This window comes from Paenibacillus sp. FSL H7-0323 (genome assembly GCF_038002725.1).
In the GTDB taxonomy this organism is placed as follows: domain Bacteria; phylum Bacillota; class Bacilli; order Paenibacillales; family Paenibacillaceae; genus Paenibacillus_AQ; species Paenibacillus_AQ odorifer.
Genome location: NZ_JBBODB010000001.1, coordinates 1,763,377 through 1,788,351 on the forward strand (window position 1 = coordinate 1,763,377; position 24,975 = coordinate 1,788,351).

Consider the following 24,975-nt stretch of genomic DNA (forward strand, 5'->3'; position numbering starts at 1 on the left):
TCAGGACCCTATAACAAAACGGCCACTGGATACTTGTCCAGGGCCGTTTTGACGAATTCTTTATAATACTTTACTTAAAAAATCCTTAGTCCGAGCATGTGTAGGATTACCAAATACTTGTTCAGGAGTACCCTGTTCAACGATGAACCCGCCATCCATAAACAGAATGCGGTCACCCACTTCACGGGCAAAGCCCATCTCATGTGTAACAATAACCATTGTCATTCCGTCTTCGGCAAGCTTTTTCATAACCTCAAGTACCTCTCCTACCATTTCCGGATCAAGCGCTGAGGTAGGCTCATCAAAAAGCATCACATGGGGCTGCATGGCTAATGCACGAGCAATCGCGATCCGCTGCTTTTGTCCACCGGACAATTGAGCTGGATAAACATCCTTTTTATCTTCAAGCCCTACAGTCTTGAGGAGCTCCATTGCGAATTTATCGGCCACAGCCTGCTGCTGTTTTCTTACTTTAATCGGTGCGAGCGTAATGTTTTGCAGAACGGTTTTGTGCGGAAAAAGGTTGAACTGCTGAAAAACCATTCCCATCTTCTCACGCGTTGCATTGATATCATGCTTCTTTGAGGTGATCGATTCCCCTTCAAAAGTGATCTCGCCACCTGTAGGCTGCTCCAATAAATTCAAGCAGCGCAGAAAGGTACTTTTTCCCGAACCACTGGGCCCGATTACAACGACAACCTCACCCTTTTTAATCTCCAAATCGATTCCTTTGAGAATCTCCAGCTTTCCGTAATGCTTCTGCAGGTTCTTAACGGCGATCATCGGTATTCAGCCTCCTTTCGAGTCTACCTAGGATCTTGGAAAGCGTAAATGTTAGAACAAAATACATAAATGCAGCAATCACGAGTGGTGTCATGCCATCATACGAAATCGTTGTAACTGTACGAGCTTGAAACATCAAATCCGTTACTCCGATAAATGAAATAATCGATGATTCCTTGATAATGGTAATGAACTCATTACCGATTGCCGGAAGAACACTTTTAAGTGCCTGAGGAAGTACAATATGACGCATGGTCATCCCTTGTTTCATTCCAAGTGAACGTGCGGCCTCCGTTTGTCCACGATCGACACCCTGAATCCCGGCACGAAAAATTTCTGCCAGATAAGCAGAACTGTTAATGGAGAGTGTAATCGCCCCGGACTGAATCGGAGTAAACTCAATCCCAAATGTCGCCAGCCCGTAATGGATGAGAAACAATTGCACAAGCATTGGAGTGCCCCGCAAAAATTCAACCCAAGCTGTGGCTAAGAAACGTAACACTCTCCATTTTGACATGCGTAGTAGAGAGACGATAATCCCAAGGATGAAGCCAAATAATACACCAAGAACAGCAAGTAGCAAGGTATATTGTAGTCCAGTCAAGAAAAGATCACGATAATCATAAGCCATTCTAAATAAAGTAATATCCAATATCTTATCCTCCTATCTCCAAAAAAATAGAAAATAGCAAAGTTCCGCTATTTTCTGTAATACACATACAATTTACTTCAGCAGACCTAAAACAATATACATTCCTTACTTCGTGCTTTCAGCAAGCTCGCTGGCAGCCGCTACATATTCATCAATCTTACCTTCTGATTCTAGACGTTTAAGTGTAGCATTTACTTTATCCAGAAGCTCTGTATTGCCTTTTTTAATCCCAATTGCGTATCCATCATCTTCTACTTCAGGCTTAGCATCGGTGATTACAAGACCCGCTAAATTCTTAACAAAAGATTTGGCTACAGGTCCTTCAATAATTGCTGTATCGATACGGTTAGATTGCAATTGCAGAACGATCTCGGAGATTTTACCAAGAGAGGTGATCTTTGCGCCTTCAATCTCTTTGGCGATTTCTTCTTGAATAGAGCCTGTCTGTACACCAATTTTGGTACCCTTCACCGCGTCCATAGTAGCGTATTTATCTTTATCTGCTTCGCGTACTACAATAGCTTGTTCTGCTTTGTAATAAATATCTGAAAGTTCAACCGCTTTTTTGCGTTCTTCAGTCGGGCTAAGACCGGAAATCACCATATCTACGCGTCCACTGGACAATTCGTTAAGCAGTGAATCAAAAGGCAGATCCTTAACTTCAAGCTCAGCGCCCATGTCGGCAGCAATTTCCTTAGCGATGTCGATATCAAAACCTACGATGGTATCTTTTCCGTCCACTACTTTATGGAATTCGTACGGAGGAAAATCTGCACTTGTTCCCATAATCAGCTTTTTAGTAACTGCACCGGAATTTGCATTACCACTAGCAGCGGTATCATTATCATTTTTATTTTGACCGCAGCCTGAAAGCAGACCTACCGCTAATACCATTCCTAAACTAAGTTTACCCCATTTGTTCATTTCTATATCTCCCCTATTCATATGAAAAAATCTAAGTTGACCCAATGACTGACTTATTATAAATCAGAACGCATGAATATGCAAAGGCATAATTGTGACAATAACTTCCTTTTAATGGATTTCTATGAGGGGAATTCTATAATACGCAGCTAAAAAATCACTTTTATTCACGTTGAAGCTAAATTTATACATTTTTACTATCCCCTATACTGGCTAAATCATTCGACTGTTTATTCCTAATTTCATAAAAAAAGGACTGCTCCCAGAGTATTTACCATACTCCCAGGTGCAATCCCTTATTAACCCATTACAGAATTCGTTAAACTTTATCTGGTTATATCATCGTAGATATCCATGTACTGCTGAGCGGATACATTCCAGCTATAATCTCCCGCGAAAGCATTTTTTGTGATCTTTTTCCAATGTTCAGGCTGCTTGTAAAAAGAAAGCGCCCGGCGTAGCGTAAACATCATATCGTGTGCATTATAATTGCTGAACGTAAAGCCATTGCCTTCACCGGTTTCTTCATTATAAGCGTGCACAGTATCATTTAGGCCACCTGTCTCACGGACAACGGGTATGCTACCATACCGTAAAGCGAGCAGCTGACTGATGCCACAGGGCTCAAACTTAGACGGCATAAGGAAGATATCGCTGGCAGCATATATTTTTCGTGAGAGTGCATCATTAAATAAGATCTGTGAAGACAGCTTGGTCGGATACCGCCATGCCGCTTCCTTGAACCAACGCTCGTAAGATTCATCACCTGTTCCAAGCAGCACAAATTGAATATCCTCGTGATATAGCAGCTCATCCAGCACTCGGGTAAGCAGATCTAAACCTTTGGAGTCCACGAGACGCGTGACCATGGCTACCATTGGGATATTAGCATCCACAGGTAATCCCAGCTCTTCCTGCAAGGCTACTTTGTTCTCCGTCTTCTTGGTCAAATTAGAACGATAACGGGTAACAAGGCTCGAATCTGTCGCTGGATTATAACTTTTAGTATCAATGCCATTCACAATCCCACTTAAAACATCTGACCGTGCGTTCAACAAACCATCCAAACCGTAACCATAATAAGGTGTGCGAATTTCTTCTGAATAAGTCGGACTGACGGTCGTGACCCGATCACTGAATACAATCCCGCCTTTTAAGAAATTCACATTACCATAGTACTCCACACTACCAAAATAGCTGCTATCCAGACCTAACAGCTCTCCAAGTACCTCATAAGGAAACACTCCCTGATACAACAGGTTATGTATTGTAAATACACTCCGCATTTCACTGTAAAATGGATTGTGGCGATAATGCCCCTGTAGCAGCATTGGAATTACGGCCGCGTGCCAATCATGGCAATGCAGTACATCAGGCTGGAAATCAATGGCTGGCAGACACTCCAGCACTGCACGATTATAGAACGCAAACCGTTCACCATCGTCCATATAACCATAAATTCCATCACGGCCAAAATAATACTCGTTGTCGATAAAATAAACGGGGATACCCTCATAGATAATGCGTTCAATTCCACAGTATTGTTTTCGCCAGCCAATTGGAACATACACTTCCGTTAAATGCTCCATTTGAGCGGTGAACTTGTCAGGAATCCCACGATATTTAGGCAAAATCACTCGTACATCTACCCCGGCAGCCTTCAGCGCTTTAGGTAATGCTCCAATGACATCGGCCAAACCACCCGTTTTGACAAAAGGATGGGCTTCAGCTGCGGCAAATAAAACTTTCATGATTATTTCCCCCTTAAACTGTACGGATTCTCTATTCGTACTTAGATCTATAACTCTTTTGCCTCTTTATTCTTACCCATTCGTGACGTTTTTTTAAACACCAGGAAGCTAAGGGGCGGAAGAGTCAGCTCTATGCTGTTCACCTGATTGTGCCATTCCAGCTTAACGCTCTTTTGAGGGACATTGTGCAATCCGGAGCCACCATACTCTACATTTTCTGAGCTAAAGAGCTCTTCATAAGTCCCGGCCCGTGGCACGCCTATACGATAATTGTGCCGTTCTACCGGTTGAAAATTGATGACTATAAGCAGCGTATCTCCTGGTTTCTTCCCTCGGCGTATATACGAAATCACACTTTGATCATTGTCATCCGCATCAATCCACTGATAACCCTCTTGAGAATGATCCAGCTCCCACAACGCTTTTTCGGAGCGATACAGTTTATTAAGTGCAGCCGTGTAGGCAAGCATACGACGATGGCTCTCATAATCCAACAGCAGCCAGTCCAGCTGCTCCTGATCCTTCCACTCGATAAACTGACCGAATTCCCCACCCATAAACAGAAGCTTTTTACCGGGATGAGAGATCTGATATCCCAGCAGCTGCCTGAGGCCTGCGAACTTTTGTTCATAAGCACCCGGCATTTTGTCTAACAAAGACTTCTTGCCGTGAACAACCTCATCATGCGATAGCGGCAATGCGTAATTTTCGGCATAAGCATAACATATTGGGAACGTAAGTAAATTATGATGATAAGGGCGCCCACCAAAATCATGTTCTATGTAGCCTAGCGTATCATTCATCCAACCCATATTCCATTTGTAATTGAAGCCAAGGCCCCCTTCATGCACTGGTGCAGTAACCCCCGGCCAAGCACTGGACTCCTCCGCCATCATCAATGCTTTTGGGAAATAATGAAAGATAGCCTTGTTCAGATTCTGGATAAATTTGATGGCCTCCAGATTCTCCAATCCACCATTAACATTCCGCCGATATTGATGATCCCGCTTTTCGAAATCTAATCGAAGCATACTGGTAACCGCATCTACACGCATTCCGTCGATATGATAATACTCGAACCAAAACAGCGCATTAGAAATAAGAAATGAAGAAATCTCCGGCTTACTGAAATCAAACGAAAGTGTCCCCCAGCCTGGTTTTTCAGCTAACATTGGATCGGCATATTCATAAAGTGGCGCTCCATCAAACATACGTAATCCGTGTGCGTCTTTGGCAAAGTGAGCTGGAACCCAATCTAAAATCACACCGATACCTGCCTGATGCAGCTGATCGATCAAATACATTAACTCATGGGGTTCGCCATAACGGCTGGTTGCCGCAAAATACCCCGTCCCTTGATAACCCCAGGATAGATCATATGGATGTTCTGCCAGCGGCATAAATTCCACGTGTGTATAGTTCATCTCCACCAAATAAGGAATCAACAGCTCGCTCATTTCCCGGTAGGTGTAGAACTCTCCATCCTCTTTTTGACGCCAGGTACCGAAGTGCATTTCATAAATGTTCATTGGTTGTTGATATGGAGCTTTGCTTTTCCGACGCCATGCTGCATCTCCCCAGCGGTAGCCATCCAGTTCTGCTACTACCGAAGCCGTTGCCGGTCGAACCTCAGCTTTAAAAGCAAAAGGATCCGCTTTAAGGAAACTTGATCCATCTGAGGCAAGAATCCTGTATTTGTAAAAAGTTCCCGGCTGTATTCCCGGAAAAAAACGACTCCAAAATCCTGAATCGGGTATCTTATATAACGAGTCCACGCCCTGTGTTCCGTCCCAATCATTATGATCACCAGCTAGTCCTACATATGTCGCATGAGGAGCCCACACGGTAAAGCGCACACCGGTAACGCCTTCTTCAGCGGCAGTGTGTGCACCCAGCATAGAATAGCTACGATAATTGGTGCCCTCATGGAACAGATAGATATCAGCAGCTGACGGAAGGGTCTCGATTTTTGCTTTTTCAGCCAATTCTACACCACCTTTTTCAATGTGCTTGTACCTATTACCTTACCCGAATATTACCATTTTGAAAATGTTTTGATGTTAAAAGAAAAGATTTTCTGATAAAGAAATATTAATTGTAATTTTTCTGTTTACAAAGCAATATATTTCACCTATGTCGTTTCAAGCGCTTGTCGTAAGTTTATATTACAAGCATTGACAAAATAATGGGAGGGATAACAAATGAACAACAAAAAAGATTGTATCGCCATGTTATTGGCAGGAGGGGAAGGCCGCAGATTGGCTCCCTTGACTTCCAGTATGGCTAAGCCTGCAGTCCCTTTCGGTGGACAGTATAAAATTATTGATTTCCCGCTAAGTAACTGTGTAAATTCGAACATTGATACAGTAGGTGTTCTGACACAATACGAAGCTGACTCTTTGCATAATCATATCGGTGAAGGTGAGCCTTGGGGCTTAGTTAGTCAAAAGGATAAAGGTGTCACACTGCTTCCTTCAGGTGTTGAAGGCAGAGACAGTTATACAGGGACTGCTGATGCGATTTATAAAAACATTGACTTTATTGATAGCCGCAACCCAGAACATGTGCTCATTCTATCCGGTGACCATATTTACCATATGAATTACCGTAAGATGCTGAATTATCATATTGAAAAAGGAGCAAAAGCAACCATCTCCGTAATGGAGGTTCCTTGGGATGAGGCTAGTCGTTTTGGAGTAATGAACGTAAACGATGATCTGAAAATTTCCGAATTCGCGGAAAAACCTAAAGTACCAAAAAGTAATCTTGCTTCAATGGGTATCTACCTGTTCGAGTGGGCTTATCTGAAGGAGCACTTGTTGCGGGATGCAGCTAATCCTAATTCCAGTCATGACTTTGGTAAAGACGTAATTCCTACCATGCTGGATCAGAACGATGATTTATTCGCTTACCGTTTCAAGGGTTACTGGAGAGATGTAGGTACAGTCGGCAGTCTCTGGGAAGCACATATGGACCTTCTGCAAAAAGACAATGGCATGAAGTTAGACAAGACTCATTGGCCTATGTATAGTCGGGTTCGCCGGACTAAGCTTGCAGTTCATAAACCACGTGTACAGAACCCAGCAACGGACTCTCTCGTGAATGAATCCTGCTCCCAAGAAGGTAGTCTACAACGTTCTGTAGTCTTTAATGGGGTAGAAATCGGTAAGATGAGCCAGATCAAACAAAGTGTTATTATGCCTGGAGTTCGCATTGGCCGTGGAGTGCTGATTGAGAATGCCATTATTGGTGAAGGGGCAATCATTAAGGATGGAGCAGTCATCAAGGGAAGCATAAATAATATCGTTGTCGTTGGACCACATGAGACTGTGGCTGCCAAGCCGGCGGTCCGAAACCAACCTTCCCGTCTGTTTCAGGATGTGTATGAGAAGACAGGACGTTTGCGTGAAGTTCTTCCTTCATAACAACCATTATATAGAAAAATACTTTATATAAAAAGGGGCTGTTGTCCTGGTCGATCATGACCAGAGCAACAGCCCCTTCGGTTGTAAAGAATTAGTGATTTTATGAATTACGGCTAGCCGTCCATTCTCTGTCTAATATGCTCATTTCCACACAATCTACATATTGCTCACCGAATAAAGCAGACTCACGTTGAACACCATCCCGCTTAAAGCCAACAGCTTCATAAGCTTTCAGGGCAGCCGTATTGAAATCGAAAGCACCCAGAGACAGACGATGCAGGTCCAGACCTTCAAATCCGATTCGAAGCATCTCTTGCATCATCCGTTTACCAATGCCTTTACCTTGAAACTCAGGATCTACTACTACCCTGCCGATACGTGCAGAACGATTAACCCGGTCAATGGCTGAAAAGCTAATATGGCCCACTACCTGCTGCGTAGCTTCTTGAATTGCACAGAAGATAAGACGATCGGATAAGCCTGGATGATTAGCATCCTTTAAGTATTTAACAAGCTGCTCATCCTCTAAAGGATAAGTTAGCGAAGGTCCTGCCCACTGCTTCAGATACTCTGGAGAAACACTCCAGCGCTTTAAGTGTTCAAAATCAGATTCTGATATAAATCTGAGAATCAGACGGTCTGACTCAGCACCTTCCTCAAAATGTTCATATAAGTTCACTAAACGACCATTTCCCATATCGTTAGTGCCCATGTAGTGAAAACCCATGCTCTGATAATAACGATTGAGCTTAATGTTATGTGCCACAGTGTCAAACCTAAGGCTCTTACAGCCTAGATCTTTGGCTAGAACTACTGCATATTTAAGCATTTGCTGTCCAAGTCCTCGGCCGCGGTGGGAGTCTTTCACAGCCAATCGGTGCAAATAAGCGTAGGACTCATCATTTTTACTGCCCCAGTACTGTGGATCACTGAATTGCAACGTGAACATGCCAACTACAGCCCCATCGTCAAGGGCTAAATAAACATGTCTGTCAGCAAAATATCCTGCTATATCGGTCTCGGTAAATTGTCCGGGTGTCCATTGCTTAATTCCATTAAGCTCCATCCACCCCGCCGCTTCTTGCAGTAGCCTCAAGATGTCGCTAACCCGATCTGGCTCTCCACGAACTATACGGATCGAATTCTTCGTTACCCCCATCTCACGTTAGGCCTCCCAATCATCTAATTCAGGAAAGGTAGCTGTCACTTGAGTTACCTCTTCTGTGATAACTTCCGGCTGTGGTTCTGTAAGAGGCAAGATGACGGTAACTTCCGTTCCTTTTCCAAGCTCACTTACCATATCAAGTGTCCCATTATGAAGTTCTACAAGTTGCTGTGAAATCGCTAACCCCAAGCCTGTTCCTCCATTAAGTGCATCCACTTGAAAGAAACGGTCCTTCACTCTGGATATATGTGCTTCACTAATCCCTATCCCGCTGTCTCGTACCATAATCGCTGTTTCTGTAGCAGACAGTCTCTTTGCTGACAGTTCAATACTGGAATCTTCATGTGAGAACTTCACTGCATTGTCTACCAAGTTTAAGAATACCTGTTTTAGCCGATTGGCATCCCCTTTAACAAAGATCGCATCTTCACATTCCAGCAACAGATGTATTCGTTTCTTTTCCGCTTTAGCCCAAACATTCAGTATCGTCTCTTGCAGCAGTACCTTTACATCTACAACCCCAATCGACAGCTTCATCTGGTTCTGCTGCAGCTTAGAAAAGTCGAGAATTTCTTCCACCAGCCCAATCAGACGTTCACTTTCTTTGGAAATGATGCTGACTCCAAGTTTTGTCTCCTCCGGATCATACCCGCCGGATACCAAGGTTTCACTCCAGCCCTTGATACTTGTAAGAGGTGTCCGCAGCTCGTGAGAAATGGATGAGATAAAATCATCCTTAATCTGATTACTGCGTACAATTTCCTGAGCCATATAATTCAGCGTTGAAGCCAAATCACCAATCTCAAATTTATAGTCTCCCTTAATCCGTACGTTGAATCTCCCCTTCGCCATCTGAGCTGAAACTGCCGTTATATTATTCAGCGGCTTCACAATCGAGTTGGCCAGTCCGAAGCTAAACCCAACAACTACAGCCATAACAGCTGCAGCAATAGCAGTGGACAATAAAGTTAGATTAAGCAAATCATTATTGATTTCTTCTAGTGAAGTAATATACCTTAGGACATACTTATCCTGTCCATGAATCTGCAGCATTTTGGAAACCGCCATTACGCTCTCATTCGTGCCTGCCTGACGCCCTACCCAGCGTCCAACGCTGCCGCCAACGGCTTCTGGTACATCACTGGTCGTAATGGTCCGATCCGGCTGAAAGCCAGTGGAACTAGTGATGATATCCCCATTTAGCGATAAGATTTCCAGCTCCGTCTTGCTCAATGAGAACCTCTCCAGTACTTCTTGTAGCAGATAGATGCTATTATCGCTGGGTATCATGTTCTTTTGAAAAAACGACTCTGAAACAGAAATGTGATTTTTAATCTTGCTGTATACACTGTCATAATAATATGTTCTGATGGCCAGCAGGAAGATAACTTCTACGAGGAGAAGCGCCAAAAAAACTACAAGAATGTAGTGCAGAACAATCTGTCTGCGCATCCCCTTCTTAATCATTGTCCTTGGCCTTTCCATCTATATCCGTGCCCCCATACAGTCTGCAAAAATTCCGGCTCCGAAGGATTGTTCTCAATCTTCTGGCGTAAGCGCCGGATATTTACATCTACAATTTTGGGATCACCCATATACTCCTTGCCCCACACATGATCCAACAGAAGATCGCGGCTAAGTGGAGTGTTTTCTTTTTCAAGAAAGAATTGAATCAGAGAGAACTCCGTGGGCGTCAGTTCAATGGCTACATTATCACGTTTGAATTGTTTGGTAATAAGATCCAAGCTGAAAGGCCCCGAATGAAAAGAAACCTTGGCCGACTGTTCACGATGCACATTTACACGGCGCAGCAAAGATTGAATACGCGCAATTAGCTCCGTTGGGCTAAATGGCTTACTAACATGATCATCTGCACCTACGGACAAAGCGTAAACTTTATCCTGCTCCTGAACCTTGGCGGTAAGAAAAATAATTCCCAAGCGTTCATTAGTCTCCCTAATCCGTCTACAAACTTCAAATCCATCAATGCCGGGAACCATAACATCCAATAACGCAATATCAATATCAGGTATAGTGGTTAATTTATGCAATGCTTCATTCCCGTCAGCAGCCTCCAGCACTTCGAAACCATTACGCTTCAAATTAATGACTATGAAACTGCGAATGGACTCTTCATCTTCCAATATCAGAACTTTACTCATCTATTCCCTTCCTTTCAATAGGGGAGGCAATCTTATTGCTTCCTTCTTTAGTTGTACTTTGTTCTAGCTCACCACGGTAGCCGATGACTTTATCTAAATCCCGTCCAAGCAGCTCCCAGCCTTCATTCTTAGCCTTATCCCATTCCGAAGGAGAAAAGAAGGAAACCTCAGCAAAAGTCTCTCCGGTATCAGTCATGATGAACTTAAGGTTTTTATCCAGAACAGATTTCGTATCAATACTTACCTTTCCATGCAGCTCTGGATCAAAATTAATAGTAAAGCGATCCGATGGATCACGATATAGCTGGACTGCAAAGGTTAGGCCATCTTTTCCATCCCATTTATAATAGGAGGTGAAATAAGGAATATCTGCGGGGTCGAAATACTCCCATCCTTTTGGCGCTTCAAGCAATCCAACTTCAATAATGCCATCATGATCGATATCTTCGCTTGCAATCAGACGATCTTTGTAAGTCCTCGTATCACCTGGCAAAACCACACGCAGCTTGTTATGCTCCATAAGAACCATTAAGCTGTAGGCGGATTGGAAATCCACCGAAGCGTCTAATACGATTCCTTCTTTATCCTTAGCAATCTTTCCTGCGACAATATTGTAATAATTAGAAAAATACGGATCGATATCCTCGATCTTATCGAGCACCTTAAAGCCATCATTGTACTGATAGATCGAAATGGTTGCAAATTCATTTCTTTTAAAATAAACAACGGTGATGTCTTCAATTCCATCCTTGTTAAGATCATCAAGCATATATTTGGTGTAAGGAAGTGAAAGCACTTCTTCCAATGATCCGCTGGAATAGCTATACACGACGAGGCCTTTTTCTTCCCCGCGTGAATAACCTGTAATGATATTCAGCTTCCCGTCACCTGTCATATCTTTCAGATCGACGGACTCCAGCATAGTTCCATCCCCATCAAAAACAAGCTTTTTGACCCAGGCATCTCCTTGCTTCTCTAAGATCATCCCGTGAATCTCTACAGCTTCGCTTGGCGTTCTATAGAACACCAACGACTCCATAATTCCATCGTTATTGAGATCCTCTGTGAAAATTGAGCTCTCATCATTAACCGGGCGGATCAACTCCGTACCCGCTGGAATATGTGAATTTATAGCAGCCATAAGTGTTGCTTTGTCAGCAGACAGCTGCGGAGCTTTCATCTTCGAAACGGGATCACTGATGAAAGTACAACCCGAAAGTACGGATAACGACAGTGTTGCAGCTGCCAGGCACCTAAGACTTTTTATACTCAACCTCATCACTCTTTTCCTTATCCGTGTCCGAACTTTACAAATTTGCGCGTTCCTGAGACGTTAATCTACGTCCCTTTATATCATGCTTAATTCGTCCATCTTCTAGTACCCATATGCGTGAAGCGAAACGTTCAGCCAGTTCAATAGGCAGCACCGTCACTACGGTAAGACCCGTCTCTTTACACAGTCTGCGCAAAGTTTCCAATACACTTTCTGCCGATTTGGGGTCCAGACCCGTAACCGGTTCATCCGCTAGAATTACTTTGGCACCATGAGTTAATGCTCTAGCAATCGCTACACGCTGACGTTCTCCACCGCTTAGCTGGCTAGTCTTCATCTTCGCTTTGTCTAGAAGTCCAAGGGCATCTAATTCATCCATCGCACCCATATAATCATCTGAACGAACCATCCCTGTAACCATACGCCACATTGGCGTCTGTGCGGACTGGCCGATCAGCACGTTTTTCAGCGCTGTGCGGTTAGGATTGAGCTCTGCATTCTGCTCCAGGTAAGCCCACTCCCGTCGAATTTTTCTTTTTCCGGAAAAGGCACTCGCCATAATATCCGTACCGTCCACTCTAAAATTCCCTCTGTCCCACTTCTCTCGCAGCGCTAAACAGCGTAATAAAGTGGTCTTACCGCTCCCACTCGCTCCAAGTATGGCTACGAGCTCACCCGGCTCTAATTGAAATCCTATATCCTGCAGGACCGGATTTTTGTCTTCCCCAACTGCCTTGGCTAAGTGTTCAACTGTGATCATAGTTCAGCCTCTCCCTGTCTTCATCTATAATCTATAGTGTACTCTGAATGTGAGTTCAATTTCCATGCGAGCACTCGTTCTTATCTTACCTCAATTTCTAGGTTGTGGCGAGAATAATAACCCAAGCAAGCCGAACACGATATATAAACCACCCATCAGGGCAAAAATACCGCCGCTTAAGCCCACTTGCAGCATCAAACCACCAATGCCGGGGCCGATAATACTGCCAATACTAAAATGGAAAGAAGCAACCACATTAGCAGCAGGCAGTAGATGTCGTGGCAAAATATCCGCGGCCAGACTTAGCCCTAATGAGAAAAAGGAGCCCACTAATCCTCCTGCGATCATCAGAAGCACCATTGTCAATGTAAAATGATCACCTGCCAGCGGCAACATCATAAAGGCGATCCCGCCTCCGATCCCGGCAATAATCAGTACCCGCTTGCGGCCAAACCGGTCGCTCCACAGACCTAATGGAAACTGCAGAAGCAGTCCTCCAATCCCCGCAAAAGGCAATAACGCTGCAATTTGATCTGTGCTGTAACCGATACGCAGACCATATACCGGAAAGCTGCTATTTAAGCTGGCTTCCATAAAGCCATATAAAAGGGCTGGAATTAAAGCGAACCAGGCTAAGCTGTAACAACGACCGAAACGGCGAACCTGACTTTCACCACTCTCCGCTTTATCTGGCCGGGAATCCGGCAGAATTGTAGTCACAAGGATTAAGACTAACAAAAATAGAAATGCGAGAACAATAAAAGGCACGGCCTGTCCATAACGCAGCAGACTAATCCCAAGTGGTCCCAAGCTAAAACCCAGACCATAGGACATGCCATATAGTGAAAGATTACGCCCGCGATGCTCGGCAGGTGTCATAAGCAGAACCCAAAGCTGGGCCCCGTAATTAATCGCAGCATCGCCTACACCCACAAGCAGACGCAATACAAACCATACCTTGATCCCTGTAAAAAAGGGAAACATGAGCAAGCTTACTAAGACTAAACTAATCCCACCAGCTATCAATTTTTTAAATCCAACCGCTCCAAGAACACGTTCAGCAATCAAGGTCATCCCAAATGATCCTATGTATAGTGCAGCAGCATTCAATCCGTTCAGTGACGAGGAGACTCCTTTTTGCTCCAAAAGAATGGATAGAATAGGCAGCAACAGCCCTTGGCTAAGCCCTGCGGCTATAGTAGCGGTAATAAGAATCATGAAAGTCATTTTGCTATTACTTCGTATAGATACTTTAAGCCGGTCTGACACGGATGATATCCCCCTATAATAAAAACAATGATGTGATCTAACGCCAATTGGCAAACACCGAACATTATAGTGGACAACCCTCTTCAAAACAAGAGATAATATGAGAAGTTACGGATTTCTGGGGGTGCATGTTACATGGATTACGAATTAAAAATCGACGTATCGCCGGTTTATGAACTGTTGGACAGTTTTATGATATATGTAACCAGAAAATGGATCTCCAATTTAGACCTCGGTCCCCACTGGGTTAGTGATGTGGAAGATCGCATTACTCCTCATAAAGTAACAGCTCTCATGCAAGCTGCCGAGTGGCCATTTACAGATTATGATGTGTTATATGCTTGGGTTTACAGCCGAGGGCCCGCAACATCAGTGCTGCATTTCCTGGATGATCTGGATTCAGCTTCTATAGAAGAGTGTTATCAGCAGATCGCACCGTTAATTCATGATTTCACCATAGATGAAGCTTCCCGGATCAAGAGCAGCTATAGTCCGCTTCTTAGACTCTGGTATGAGCAATATTTTCGTCATGTAGAACACAAGATTTTACCGTTATTAATTGAAGATGCCTCTGAGAAAAAAATGCTGGAAAGCAAAATGGACCCTATTTCTTTAATTGAATATGCATCCGGTGGTGTAGTTTTCGAGGATATACGGGATCTTAAGACTATAGTATTATTGCCTACCGTTCATAATCGACCAATTAACACCTACTGCTTCTACAAAACTATGGTGATTGTACAGTATCCTGTAGATGTGCCATTGGAAGATGAAAATGAACCACCGATGGTGCTATTGCGCATGACCAAGGCACTGTCAGATCCAACCAGACTCCGATTGCTTCGGTATGTCGCCCATGAACCCAAATCTCTATGGGAGATGCAGTCCGATCTAAATCAATCCAGAGAAATGCTTATGCATCACCTAATGATCCTACGCGTAGCCGGTTTACTCCGTATCCATCTTCGCGGGGAACAAGACGAGCGCTTCAGTATCCGTCCAGACGGCGCTTCTGAGCTTCAAATGTTTCTAGAATCTTATATTCACCTATAGAACACTATACAGATACAGATCCAAGGAGTGAGAGATATGAAATACACAACTCAACAAGTAATTTTCGATCTAGATGATACGCTGGTTCATTGCAACAAATATTTCGATTTAATTTTAGGGCAATATTTCGAGCTCATGACTGATTGGTTTAATGAATTTGGTCCAAGCACCAGTGAATTACGCAGCAAGCAAATAGAAATTGATGTTGATACCGTCAACACAAGTGGCCTGGCCAGCGACAACTTTCCCAAATCCTTAATCGCCACCTACCGTTATTTCTGCGCCAAATATAACCGTCCGACAGATCGCTTTCAAGAGCAGCAATTACACAAGCTCGGCCTAAGCGTCTATGACCAAGAAATTGAAGCTTACCCTGGCATGGTTGAAACACTCGATACGCTGAAGCAAGAGGGTCACCATTTATTCTTGTATACTGGCGGGGACGACACCATTCAGCAACGTAAAATTGAACAAATGAAGCTGGATGCTTATTTTGACGATCGTATCTATATTCGGAAGCATAAAAATGTTGAGGCGCTTGAAAATATTTTGGCTACCCAAAGCTTTGACCGCAAACGTACCTGGATGATTGGCAACTCGTTACGTACAGATGTACTTCCCGCAGTTACCGCAGGCATCAACAGTATTTACCTGAAGCAGCAAAATGAATGGAGCTATAACCTTATCGAGCTGGAGCAAGAGATGCAGCAAGCCGTGATGACTATTTCGTCCATCCACGAGGTGCCCCCTGTCATTCGCTCAGCCGCTAAATTCAAAAACTAATAACTAGCTACAACGTTACGTAGCATTGTTACAAATGACATATCTTCACTACCTACTGGATGATTATACTATTTTTATAGTATTCCTATATTGTCTAGGAGGTGAGATATGAATAAGAAAGTGTCAGCTAAACAATCTCAGACCAAAAGACCTTTGCTTCCCATGATATTAGGTGTCGTTGTTGTAATCCTTCTCGCTGTAATTGTTTTCATCTTAAGCAATAAGACTGATGATACAGCAGATCTACCCAACTACACCGACGTAAAGGGAAGCATTGTTGTTGATGGGCTGAAATATGAGAAGCAACCTCATCTTGGAAGTCCTGATGCCAAAGTTAAAGTTATCGAATTCGCAGATTTCAAATGTCCCGCCTGCAAAATGTGGACTGAAAAGTATCTGGATACTTTTATTAAAGACTACGTAGATACCGGAAAAGTGGAACTTTTCTTCATGAACTTTGCATTTTTGGACCGGGACTCTTATCTTGCCGCTAGCGCCGGCGAAGCCATCTACAAGCAAAGCAACGAGAAGTTCTGGGAATACCTTCATAAGCTGTACGCTAATCAAGGCGATGAGAGCGAAATTTGGGCCACTCAGAAATTCATTTTAAAATTCGTTAAGAATAACATCGAGGGCATTGATTACGCCCAATTTGAAACAGATCTCAAGAATCATACCTATATGTTCGATGTAAAAGAAGACTTTAAGATCGCTGGTTCCTACGGAGTCAACGGTACTCCTAAATTTATGGTGAACGGAGTGCTGCTTCAGGATTCTTCGTATGAAGGGTTAGCAGCAGCGATTGACAAGCAGTAATCAGTCTTTAAACTGCGCCCTATAAGCTGTTCACTTTGAAAAAAGTGACCTTCTTACAGGGCTTTTTTGTGTGTATGAATTAAAAAAGATGACTTCTGTGATATACAGAAGTCATCTGCTGATTACTTAATTAAGCCACTGCTTATTCTACCAAATGACACACGGCACTATGGCCTTCTGACACGATTTTCCGTTCAGGCTTGACAGCCATACATACATCCGAGGCAAAAGAACACCGCGGATGAAAAGTGCAGCCACTTGGTGGATTAAGCGGTGATGGCACCTCGCCTTGAATCGATACCATCTGCTGCTTCTGCTCCACACTATCCGGAATCTTCAAAATCGAATTTAGCAGGACCTGCGTGTAAGGATGCGTAGGTTTCTTGAACAATTCATCCGCCGGAGCTTGCTCAACCACCTCTCCTAAATAAAGAACCGCGATATCATCACTCAAATACTCCACTACTGCCAAATTATGCGAAATAAAGATATAAGTCAGGTTAAACTCCTTCTGCAAATCCTTTAGTAATTGAATGACTTGAACCTGAATAGATACATCCAATGCGGACACCGGTTCATCACAAATGAGCAATTTGGGATTCAGTGACAACGCTCTGGCAATCCCAACCCGCTGCAATTGTCCACCTGACAGTTCATGCGGATAAGCGTATTGGACTTCAGAAGGCAAACCGACCCGCTCAAGTAATTCGATCACACGCTCATGCCGGCTTACTTTAGTTCCAATTTTGTGGATAGCCATTGCATCTTCAATAGCGTCTCCTACCGTCATTCTCGGACTGAGACTCGCCTTGGGATCCTGGAAAATAATTTGCATATCCCGGCGCATCGCCCGCAGCTTCTCTTTATTTGCCTTTGAGAGCTCCACGTCCTCAAAAAATATTTTTCCTTTGTCAGATTCGAGTAGACGCAGAACCATTCGCCCTAAGGTTGATTTTCCTGAGCCACTTTCCCCAACAAGCCCCAGTGTTTTCCCCGCTTCCAGGGTAAAAGAAACATTCTCGATGGCATGCAGCTTTTTTCCTTGTACCCGAAAAGTTTTCGAGACATTTTCTACGCGCAAGAGCGGATTATTGGGCATAGGAAGCGACCTCCTCAGCATGATGGCAGGCGATCTGATGATCGGTGCTAAAATCACGAAGCTTGGGAACTTCATTCTGACACCGTTCAGTTGTATAGAAGCAACGATCGGCAAATGGGCAGCCGGTCAATGTCTGTGTAAGTGTCTTTGCCGTCTTTGGAATAGGCATTATTTCTTTTCCCTTGTGGCCCACTTCGATAATGGAGCGTTTCAATCCAAGTGAATAGGGATGCGCCGCCTCACTTATGAACTTGTCCGTAGTGGCTTTCTCCATGATTTGGCCCCCGTACATCACGATGATTTTGTCACAAAAGTTGGTCGCAAGGCCAAAATCATGCGTTACCATCACTACGCTCATCCCATGTTTTCTGCGCAATTCCTGCAATAGTGCAAGAATCTGCATCTGCACAGTGACATCAAGCGCGGTTGTTGGCTCATCGGCAATCAATAATTGCGGTTCACATGCCAAAGCAATAGCAATCATGATACGTTGGCGCATACCCCCGGAAAATTCGTGAGGATAACTTTTAAACCGTGATTTAGGATCCGGAATCCCCATTTCATGCAAGAGCTGAATGGTTCGGTCAAAAGCTTCCTTCCGGTTTGCATATTGATGTGTCAGCATGGCTTCCATTATTTGATCCCCGATACGCATGATCGGGTTCAAGCTGGTCATCGGATCTTGAAAAACAACGCCGATGTCACGTCCACGAATATCTTCTAATTGTCTGGGACGCATTTTAAGTAAGTCCTTACCATTAAACTGAGCTGTCCCCGATGTTATTTTTCCATTTTCACGGATGAGCCCAATTGATGACATCAATGTAACTGACTTACCGGAGCCACTTTCACCAACAATCCCCAAGGATTCATTTTCATTGATCGAAAAACTGACGCCGTTTACGGCATAAACTTCATCTTCACTGCGGGAGAACTTCACATGAAGGTCATCAATAGAAAGTAGCGGTTCACCCATATTAATTGCCTCCTTTCGGACTGAATGCTTCCTGGAGACCGTCTGCTACAAACAGAAACGAAAGCAAGGTTATTGCAAAGATACCTGCCGGAAAATACAGCAGCCATGGAAAGCCGAGAATATTCTCACTGGCTTGAGCAATCATACTCCCAAATGAAGGGATTGGCGGCCGAAGCCCCATGCCAAAAATACTTAAGCCTGCAATCTGGATGAGATCACCGGGAATCCCGAAGGCGAGAGAGACACCCATACTGCCGATAACATTCGGCAACATATACCGTCTGGCAATATGCGCCTGAGATGCGCCTAACGCTCTTGCCGCTTCCACCATCTCCCCGTCCCGCATACTTAGGACCAGACTTCGGATCAAGCGTGCATACCCCGCCCAACCCGGAATTCCAATTGCTAGAATCAAAGATAAATACCCACGTCCCAGCATAATGACTAATATCAAGGCGAACAAAAATCCCGGCAAGGTCATCATAAAATCCACAGCACGCATAATAATCATATCGGCGATTCCGCCGCGCAATCCGGCCCACAAGCCCAATATGATCCCGATAATGAAGCTGACCAAAGTCGCGCCAAAAGCAATAATCAGAGCGCTTCGAACACTGAACAGAATCTGGCTGAACATGTCATGCCCCACATTATCCGTACCAAAAATATGCTGCCAGGTCGGCCCTTGATTGATAGCCAAAAAATCTCCCGTGCGATAGTCATATGGGGCCACCCAAGGTCCAATGATCCCCGCGATCAAAAAAAGGATAACCCAGACCAAACCAATAACGGCAAGACGATGTCTTTTAAATCGCTTCCAACCTTGATAAAACTGGGATCTCTGAAGATTCTTTTTTCTCTTCAAAGCTACATCCGATTGAGTTGCTGCAACTGTGCCAGCCAATTGCTCCCCCTCCTAGGTTCGTATAGTCTGTGCCGCTTATAATCTGACACGCGGATCAATAAAGGCATAAATAATGTCAACGAGTAAATTCATAATCATAATCATGGATCCCAGCAGAAATACAGATGTGATGGCGAGCGGATAGTCGAAACTGGTAAATGCCGTCTGCATCACCTGACCAAGCGCTGGAATGGCGAAAATTTGCTCCACCCAGATCGTGCCCATCACTGTAAAAGCAAATTGAGGTCCGATGACGGTTATCATCGCAGTCAGCGAGTTTTTGACACCATGCTTAAAAATCATCGGCCAATATTTGACACCCTTAGCTTTTGCGGTTCGCATAAAATCCGACCTCATGGTTTCGATCAGACTGCCCCGCATATATCTGGCAACAACACCGACATTCGCCGCAGATAAACAAATAATCGGCAAAATTGCTTGCCTCCAGTGACCCCATCCCGTTACAGGCAGAATTCCTTGAAACACAACACCAAATAACAAAACCATAATCACCGCGAGAACAAATGCCGGAATGGCCTGACCCGTCAATGAGATGGTGCTTACCACATAATCAATCCAAGTGTTACGTTTGAGTGCTGCAATAATGCCAAGCGGAACCCCGATAATTACCGAAAGAACAACAGATCCAAAGGCCAAAAGTGTACTGATCGGCAAAGCCTGCTTCAGTTGAGTCGCAATTTGCAAAGACGGATTCTGCATCGAATTACCGAAATCGAAGGTTAATTGATGCCATATATACTTCATGATTTGTTGCCACAGCGGTAAATTCAAACCATACCGGCTTTGAAACTGGTCCATGACTTGTTGATAGAGAACAGGGTTTTGCCCTTGCAGCGGAGCCAGTGCCGTAGCCATGGTATTCGTATTCATGAAACCGCCAGGTGAATAATACATCATGGTATAGCTAACTGAAATGACCAAGATTAAAGTGATAATAATTTGTAAAATGCGCTTTGAAATAAATTTCAATATGGTCAAATCCGACCCTCCTTTACCGATTCACGGGCACCATAATTGGCGCCCGCGATTGGTAATTATTCAACCCATTTAGGATTATTCTACAGATAAAAGATGTAGCCCATAGAAGTTGCCCCATGCCCAAGGATTTGATTGCACTCCTGTAATGCCGGGTTTTACCAAGAAGTATTGCTGTTGATAATACAACGGAACAGCATAAGCTTCTTCGAGCAGGTTATTAACTACCTTAGCCGCGATAGGAGCAGCGTCTTCGACGGTCAGCGCATTTACGAATTGCGCTTGCCACATTCTCAAATCTCTTAAGGTATCAGATTGATAACTGTTGTAATATACCTGTACATCAAGTGCATTTTGATTCAACTTGCCACCTGGCGCGTTTGGTGCTACGAAGGTCCAAGCGGTTACAAAGGCGGCATGTTTTTCATCGTTATTTTTAGCATTTTTCCAAAGGTCTACAATCTGTTGCCATTGTTCAGCGGCCGTTGGAAGCCCCGGTTGTTTCAAATAAGGCTGCCAATCTGCAGGCTGCTCTGCTGTCCATTTATCCAAAAAGGCGATATCCTCTTTAGCAGCTTTTTCTAATGCTGCCCAGTCGCTCCATTCCACACCGGCGTTCTTATTATCCGGATCCCCATATTTTTCAATGGCCGGTTTATAATAAGTTTCCTTGGTCCAATCCACGAATTGTTTCGTAGCTTCTAGCGGGGCATCCAGTGTTCCTATGGAATATAGTTGCTGCGTTGCACCCATGTCCAAACTTCCTGGTTCACTCCAGTTGGTTGCGCCCGACGCCAGAATAAAGCCTGGTTTTGCATCGCCCTGAGGTCCGCTGTACTGATAAGCGTTAAACTGCGCCTCATTGAGCTGAACTAGCTCTGTTTTGATACCAAGATTTTGTTGCAGTAATTGACCTAACGCCAAAGCGATTTGTTCACCCTGAGCATCTACTTGCTTGACCCCAACATACAACGATAGGGTTGGCAGACCTTTACCGCCTTCATACCCAGCATCCTTCAATAATTGTTTGGCTGCCTCGAGATCTTCCGGAAGTCCTTGCTCCAGTTTTTCCGTTGGCCAACCTGGTGAAGCAAAGATATTGGTCGCCCCGCCCATGCCGTTCAGCACCGATTCTACGATCGGTTTACGCTGGATCGCTTTGGCGATAGCCTGGCGCACCTCTTTTTTGTCATATGGAGATTCCGTTGTCGGGTTGCTCCAGAGCAAATATTTGATCGCATAAGTCGCTGCAGTATACAGCTGGGACTTTAGCTCCTCCGTTTTCTTCACGTATTGTAAATCAGACGCGCTTTGGATTAGAACGACATCTGCATGGCCGGACATATAATCCTCCACCGGCACGGTTGTCGCCGGAAGAACATGGATGGTCTCTACATTGCCGTGATTAAGCTGGCCGGCTGCACCTACATAATTCGGATTGCTCACCATGACGAGTTCACCGTTAGGTGTAAAAGATTTAACCATGTAAGGGCCATTGCTCACAAAATTCCCCGGTTCAAACCACTTACCAGGGTTCGCTTCGACCGCTTTAGGATTCATAGGCATCGACCCGGAAAGAACCATATCCCCCAGAATAGCGTGAGGCAGCGTGGTCGTAATTTCCAGCGTGTAATCATCAACTACTTTTAGACCAACTTCTTCTTTACTTACAGATCCGGCATGGTATGCATATCCGTTCTTCACAAAATTAAGTACGCTTAGCCAAAGTTGTGCGGTTGTGTTAGCTGGATCCAATTGATACATATAAGAAAAATAAAAATCATGGGCGGTTACAGGATCGCCATTTGACCATTTGGCATCTTTACGGAGGGTAAACGTCCAAGTTTTTTTGTCATCTGAAACGGTATAACCTGTCGCAATTTTCGGAACGATTTCATTATCCTGATTGTAGCCATAAAGCCCTTCGAGCAAAGTTCCTTGCCCTACCAGAATTTGTCCTTGCCATTGTGTAGGATCGAGCGTCGGGATCTTTGGATTGAAAACGGTTACCGAACTTCCCGCTTTAATTTCAAGATCAGAAGCGCCCTCATTCTTAACTGCCGTTTGACCCACATCACTGGTTGCTTTTACCGAAGTATTGCTATTACCTGCAGCATTTTTACCGTTCTCATTGGCACTATTAGAGGAATTACTGCAAGCAGTCACAGATAACAAAGAAAATGACAGAAGTAGAGCTAAGAACGCGTTCTTTTTTTTCATCCTCAAGTGAACCCCCTCATACATAGTCATGAAACAAAAAAACTAACATTTTATTATCTTGTTATCTATGATGTTATCCTTCACCTTTTCATGCTTTGCCCCCCTAAATTTAAACTCCGATGTTTGTTTGTGAACTTACGAATGTCTTCTTTTGAATATCACTTAGGAAACTAAGAGTAATCGCTTACATTCTAAAATTTTCCACAAAGATTGTCAAGAAAAAAAGTTACGTTAGTTAGCATAACTAGTTATTATTAATATAACTTAATCTTATAATATGAATTTTTCGTTAATTTTTTATTAGCTTTTTTAGTGTTATTTCGTAAATAATACTAACTTATTGACGAATTTTAGCTTATTTCTTGTAATGCTGATATAAATGCTATAGAAGAACTAGTTCTATGAGTTGAGTTCCTTAGGACATAATAAAAAGAGTGCATCCCGGCAGTCATTTTATGACCTTTGGGATACACTCTGAACCATTTAGATATGGGAATCGGAATAAAATACTGTTATCGATACAAATATCAGAATAGGTGGACTCCGCCTCTACCGGAAATTATCTAAACACTCATGTAGAAAGGCGTCTAGTGTGCGTGGATCTCTGCCGAGTAAACGCTTCACAGTGTCATTTGGACTTTCTGGCACCATCCTAGACATGGTTTGAATTTCCACAACGTGGTTCGCGAGCCAAGGAGGCAGATTCCCATGCTCAATAAGATTACGGAGTAGTACTTGAGGGTCCATGTTGATGTAACTTATCGGCCGATTAAGCAGGGCAGATAGTCGACTCGCGATCTGGGGATAACTGAAAATCTCCGAACCAGTAAGCGTATATATATGGCCTGATACCTTGTCGTTGGTCAGAACTTCTACGGCAACGTCTGCAATATCGCGACAGTCAATAAAGTTACACGGTGAAACGCCCATAGAGCCGAAGAAAACATTTTGGGTTGTGATCGTTGGTGCAAAGCGCATTAAATTTTGCATGAACGCATAAGGGCGCAATACGGTATGGGTGATACCCGATACCCTCAACGTGTTCTCAATTTCTTGATGCCAGCCCGCCACTGCCACTGGAGCGCTCTGCTCAAAGGCTGGACTGGATATTTTTACGATATGTTTGATTCCAGATTCGGTGGCAATCTGAATGATTGAGGTTTCCAATTCGATTTGTCTTGGACTGTTGGACATGGCAAGGAAGAGCTGGCTAGCATCTGTAAACGCGCGTCGCAGCGATTCAGGATCGGAAGCATCTACCCTTGCGACCTCAGTAGTCGATCGGCCTTTTTCTCCGATTTGATCACGCAACTTCTCTGGCTCTCTACTCAGCGCCCTGACAGGTACACCAAGATCAACCAAACGTTCCAAAAGCGCACTTCCAATCGTACCTGTTGCTCCCATAATAACTATCATTTTTATCTTCTCCTTTTGGATGAAAAATTAGTTGTGACGGCAAGTCGCCACCGCCATGTCACTATCGTGCTCGCTATGAATCCAGACAACGGGAAATCGATCCAGACACGATTTACCCAGACCAAGTGATTACTCGGTATCATAATTTCTACTACAACAGATGTTACCCATGCAGCGTATAGCCCAAATGAGGACCCGGCCATTGCGAATACCCCTACCACAACCAAGTGAGGTGCACCGATGACCCATCGCAAATGGCCCACTCGACTATGCAACAAAAGTCCAATCATCAAGGCCATCAAGGCGGATGCACCGCCAATAGTGGTCAATGCCGCTATTTGAAGCCCCCTATCTGCAGTAACCAATCCCCCGATACCTGCCATAATGGCAGGAGCAGCATAGGCCATTACAACTTCACGCCATAGTACAAAAGTCTTTTTCTTGGAACCAACAGCCTTGATGCTGTAAACATCATCTGTCTGATTCGGGTATTTCATCTGGTTCATTTACTTGCTCCCTTCTTCTTTGAAATAGTTCAACGATTGATT

Annotated in this window: 22 protein-coding genes; 4 read left to right on the plus strand and 18 right to left on the minus strand. The window is 44.0% G+C overall.

Annotation, left to right across the window (positions count from 1 at the left end; translation table 11 throughout):
- Positions 1–60 precede the first annotated feature (60 nt).
- The 5 genes from MHH89_RS08105 to glgB all read right to left on the minus strand — a co-directional run bounded on the left by MHH89_RS08105 (position 61) and on the right by glgB (position 6,095).
- On the minus strand, positions 61–783 hold the full coding sequence (locus MHH89_RS08105) for an amino acid ABC transporter ATP-binding protein (protein WP_076130044.1): 723 nt from the start codon (positions 781–783) through the stop codon (positions 61–63).
- Positions 770–1,435, minus strand: coding sequence for an amino acid ABC transporter permease (locus tag MHH89_RS31295; protein ID WP_232061382.1), 666 nt, complete (start codon positions 1,433–1,435; stop codon positions 770–772). The genes MHH89_RS08105 and MHH89_RS31295 overlap by 14 nt, the downstream gene beginning before the upstream one ends.
- A 105-nt stretch (positions 1,436–1,540) precedes the next feature.
- Positions 1,541–2,359 (minus strand): transporter substrate-binding domain-containing protein, encoded by an 819-nt coding sequence (locus MHH89_RS31300; protein ID WP_036687634.1) that lies wholly within the window; start codon positions 2,357–2,359, stop codon positions 1,541–1,543.
- 326 nt (positions 2,360–2,685) lie between these two features.
- On the minus strand, positions 2,686–4,110 hold the full coding sequence (glgA, locus tag MHH89_RS08115; protein WP_076130043.1) for a glycogen synthase GlgA: 1,425 nt from the start codon (positions 4,108–4,110) through the stop codon (positions 2,686–2,688).
- A gap of 47 nt (positions 4,111–4,157) precedes the next feature.
- Entirely contained in the window at positions 4,158–6,095 is a 1,938-nt protein-coding gene (gene glgB, locus MHH89_RS08120; protein WP_339187259.1) for a 1,4-alpha-glucan branching protein GlgB, read from the minus strand.
- A gap of 216 nt (positions 6,096–6,311) precedes the next feature.
- On the opposite strand from glgB, the gene MHH89_RS08125 reads away from it, so the two are divergent.
- A complete protein-coding gene (locus MHH89_RS08125; protein ID WP_076130041.1) occupies positions 6,312–7,535 on the plus strand; it encodes a glucose-1-phosphate adenylyltransferase in 1,224 nt (407 codons plus the stop codon).
- A gap of 100 nt (positions 7,536–7,635) precedes the next feature.
- On the opposite strand, the gene MHH89_RS08130 is transcribed toward MHH89_RS08125, so the two are convergent.
- The 6 genes from MHH89_RS08130 to MHH89_RS08155 all read right to left on the minus strand — a co-directional run bounded on the left by MHH89_RS08130 (position 7,636) and on the right by MHH89_RS08155 (position 14,140).
- Positions 7,636–8,694, minus strand: coding sequence for a GNAT family N-acetyltransferase (locus MHH89_RS08130; RefSeq protein ID WP_081391829.1), 1,059 nt, complete (start codon positions 8,692–8,694; stop codon positions 7,636–7,638).
- A 6-nt stretch (positions 8,695–8,700) separates the two neighbouring features.
- A complete protein-coding gene (locus MHH89_RS08135; RefSeq protein ID WP_175618929.1) occupies positions 8,701–10,167 on the minus strand; it encodes a HAMP domain-containing sensor histidine kinase in 1,467 nt (488 codons plus the stop codon).
- Positions 10,164–10,862 carry a response regulator transcription factor gene (locus MHH89_RS08140; protein ID WP_036687642.1) on the minus strand — a complete coding sequence of 233 codons (699 nt, stop codon included), beginning with the start codon at positions 10,860–10,862 and terminating at the stop codon, positions 10,164–10,166. The genes MHH89_RS08135 and MHH89_RS08140 overlap by 4 nt, the downstream gene beginning before the upstream one ends.
- The gene (locus tag MHH89_RS08145; protein WP_254847685.1) at positions 10,855–12,135 is read right to left on the minus strand and encodes a hypothetical protein; all 1,281 of its coding nucleotides are present in this window, start codon (positions 12,133–12,135) and stop codon (positions 10,855–10,857) included. The genes MHH89_RS08140 and MHH89_RS08145 overlap by 8 nt, the downstream gene beginning before the upstream one ends.
- Positions 12,136–12,169: 34 nt before the next feature.
- Entirely contained in the window at positions 12,170–12,895 is a 726-nt protein-coding gene (locus MHH89_RS08150) for a phosphonate ABC transporter ATP-binding protein (RefSeq protein ID WP_036687647.1), read from the minus strand.
- A 90-nt stretch (positions 12,896–12,985) separates the two neighbouring features.
- A complete protein-coding gene (locus MHH89_RS08155; RefSeq protein ID WP_341088799.1) occupies positions 12,986–14,140 on the minus strand; it encodes an MFS transporter in 1,155 nt (384 codons plus the stop codon).
- 159 nt (positions 14,141–14,299) lie between these two features.
- On the opposite strand from MHH89_RS08155, the gene MHH89_RS08160 reads away from it, so the two are divergent.
- The 3 genes from MHH89_RS08160 to MHH89_RS08170 all read left to right on the plus strand — a co-directional run bounded on the left by MHH89_RS08160 (position 14,300) and on the right by MHH89_RS08170 (position 16,816).
- Complete coding sequence (locus MHH89_RS08160) at positions 14,300–15,217, plus strand: ArsR/SmtB family transcription factor (RefSeq protein WP_036687649.1); 918 nt, start codon at positions 14,300–14,302, stop codon at positions 15,215–15,217.
- Between the two features lie 36 nt (positions 15,218–15,253).
- Positions 15,254–16,000 (plus strand): HAD family hydrolase, encoded by a 747-nt coding sequence (locus tag MHH89_RS08165; protein ID WP_076098782.1) that lies wholly within the window; start codon positions 15,254–15,256, stop codon positions 15,998–16,000.
- Positions 16,001–16,108: 108 nt separating this feature from the next.
- Positions 16,109–16,816: a DsbA family protein gene (locus MHH89_RS08170; protein WP_036687653.1), complete on the plus strand. Its 708-nt coding sequence runs from the start codon at positions 16,109–16,111 to the stop codon at positions 16,814–16,816.
- A 142-nt stretch (positions 16,817–16,958) separates the two neighbouring features.
- Here the strand turns inward: MHH89_RS08170 and MHH89_RS08175 are convergent, their stop codons facing one another.
- From MHH89_RS08175 to MHH89_RS08205, 7 genes are all read right to left on the minus strand, one after another.
- Positions 16,959–17,915 (minus strand): ABC transporter ATP-binding protein, encoded by a 957-nt coding sequence (locus MHH89_RS08175; RefSeq protein WP_076130038.1) that lies wholly within the window; start codon positions 17,913–17,915, stop codon positions 16,959–16,961.
- Positions 17,905–18,891, minus strand: a complete 987-nt coding sequence (locus tag MHH89_RS08180) for an ABC transporter ATP-binding protein (RefSeq protein WP_076130037.1) — start codon at positions 18,889–18,891, stop codon at positions 17,905–17,907. Before MHH89_RS08180 ends, MHH89_RS08175 begins: the two co-directional genes overlap by 11 nt.
- Position 18,892: 1 nt before the next feature.
- Positions 18,893–19,795, minus strand: a complete 903-nt coding sequence (locus tag MHH89_RS08185) for an ABC transporter permease (protein WP_081383373.1) — start codon at positions 19,793–19,795, stop codon at positions 18,893–18,895.
- A 36-nt stretch (positions 19,796–19,831) separates the two neighbouring features.
- Positions 19,832–20,794 carry an ABC transporter permease gene (locus MHH89_RS08190; protein WP_036687660.1) on the minus strand — a complete coding sequence of 321 codons (963 nt, stop codon included), beginning with the start codon at positions 20,792–20,794 and terminating at the stop codon, positions 19,832–19,834.
- Between the two features lie 75 nt (positions 20,795–20,869).
- The gene (locus MHH89_RS08195; RefSeq protein ID WP_076130036.1) at positions 20,870–23,011 is read right to left on the minus strand and encodes a peptide ABC transporter substrate-binding protein; all 2,142 of its coding nucleotides are present in this window, start codon (positions 23,009–23,011) and stop codon (positions 20,870–20,872) included.
- A 549-nt stretch (positions 23,012–23,560) separates the two neighbouring features.
- A complete protein-coding gene (locus tag MHH89_RS08200; RefSeq protein ID WP_340033163.1) occupies positions 23,561–24,427 on the minus strand; it encodes an SDR family oxidoreductase in 867 nt (288 codons plus the stop codon).
- Between the two features lie 2 nt (positions 24,428–24,429).
- Positions 24,430–24,933, minus strand: coding sequence for a hypothetical protein (locus MHH89_RS08205; RefSeq protein ID WP_175619959.1), 504 nt, complete (start codon positions 24,931–24,933; stop codon positions 24,430–24,432).
- Between the last annotated feature and the right edge of the window lie 42 nt (positions 24,934–24,975).

Coding starts and splice junctions, on each gene's coding strand:
- MHH89_RS08130 (WP_081391829.1), bottom strand. CDS start 8,694: ATGGGGGTAACGAAGAATTCGATCCGTATAGTTCGTGGAGAGCCAGAT.
- glgA (WP_076130043.1), bottom strand. CDS start 4,110: ATGAAAGTTTTATTTGCCGCAGCTGAAGCCCATCCTTTTGTCAAAACG.
- MHH89_RS08140 (WP_036687642.1), bottom strand. CDS start 10,862: ATGAGTAAAGTTCTGATATTGGAAGATGAAGAGTCCATTCGCAGTTTC.
- MHH89_RS08165 (WP_076098782.1), top strand. CDS start 15,254: ATGAAATACACAACTCAACAAGTAATTTTCGATCTAGATGATACGCTG.
- MHH89_RS08105 (WP_076130044.1), bottom strand. CDS start 783: ATGATCGCCGTTAAGAACCTGCAGAAGCATTACGGAAAGCTGGAGATT.
- MHH89_RS08205 (WP_175619959.1), bottom strand. CDS start 24,933: ATGAACCAGATGAAATACCCGAATCAGACAGATGATGTTTACAGCATC.
- MHH89_RS08195 (WP_076130036.1), bottom strand. CDS start 23,011: ATGAAAAAAAAGAACGCGTTCTTAGCTCTACTTCTGTCATTTTCTTTG.
- MHH89_RS08200 (WP_340033163.1), bottom strand. CDS start 24,427: ATGATAGTTATTATGGGAGCAACAGGTACGATTGGAAGTGCGCTTTTG.
- MHH89_RS08170 (WP_036687653.1), top strand. CDS start 16,109: ATGAATAAGAAAGTGTCAGCTAAACAATCTCAGACCAAAAGACCTTTG.
- MHH89_RS08125 (WP_076130041.1), top strand. CDS start 6,312: ATGAACAACAAAAAAGATTGTATCGCCATGTTATTGGCAGGAGGGGAA.
- MHH89_RS08180 (WP_076130037.1), bottom strand. CDS start 18,891: ATGGGTGAACCGCTACTTTCTATTGATGACCTTCATGTGAAGTTCTCC.
- MHH89_RS08150 (WP_036687647.1), bottom strand. CDS start 12,895: ATGATCACAGTTGAACACTTAGCCAAGGCAGTTGGGGAAGACAAAAAT.
- MHH89_RS08175 (WP_076130038.1), bottom strand. CDS start 17,915: ATGCCCAATAATCCGCTCTTGCGCGTAGAAAATGTCTCGAAAACTTTT.
- MHH89_RS31300 (WP_036687634.1), bottom strand. CDS start 2,359: ATGAACAAATGGGGTAAACTTAGTTTAGGAATGGTATTAGCGGTAGGT.
- MHH89_RS08135 (WP_175618929.1), bottom strand. CDS start 10,167: ATGATTAAGAAGGGGATGCGCAGACAGATTGTTCTGCACTACATTCTT.
- MHH89_RS08160 (WP_036687649.1), top strand. CDS start 14,300: ATGGATTACGAATTAAAAATCGACGTATCGCCGGTTTATGAACTGTTG.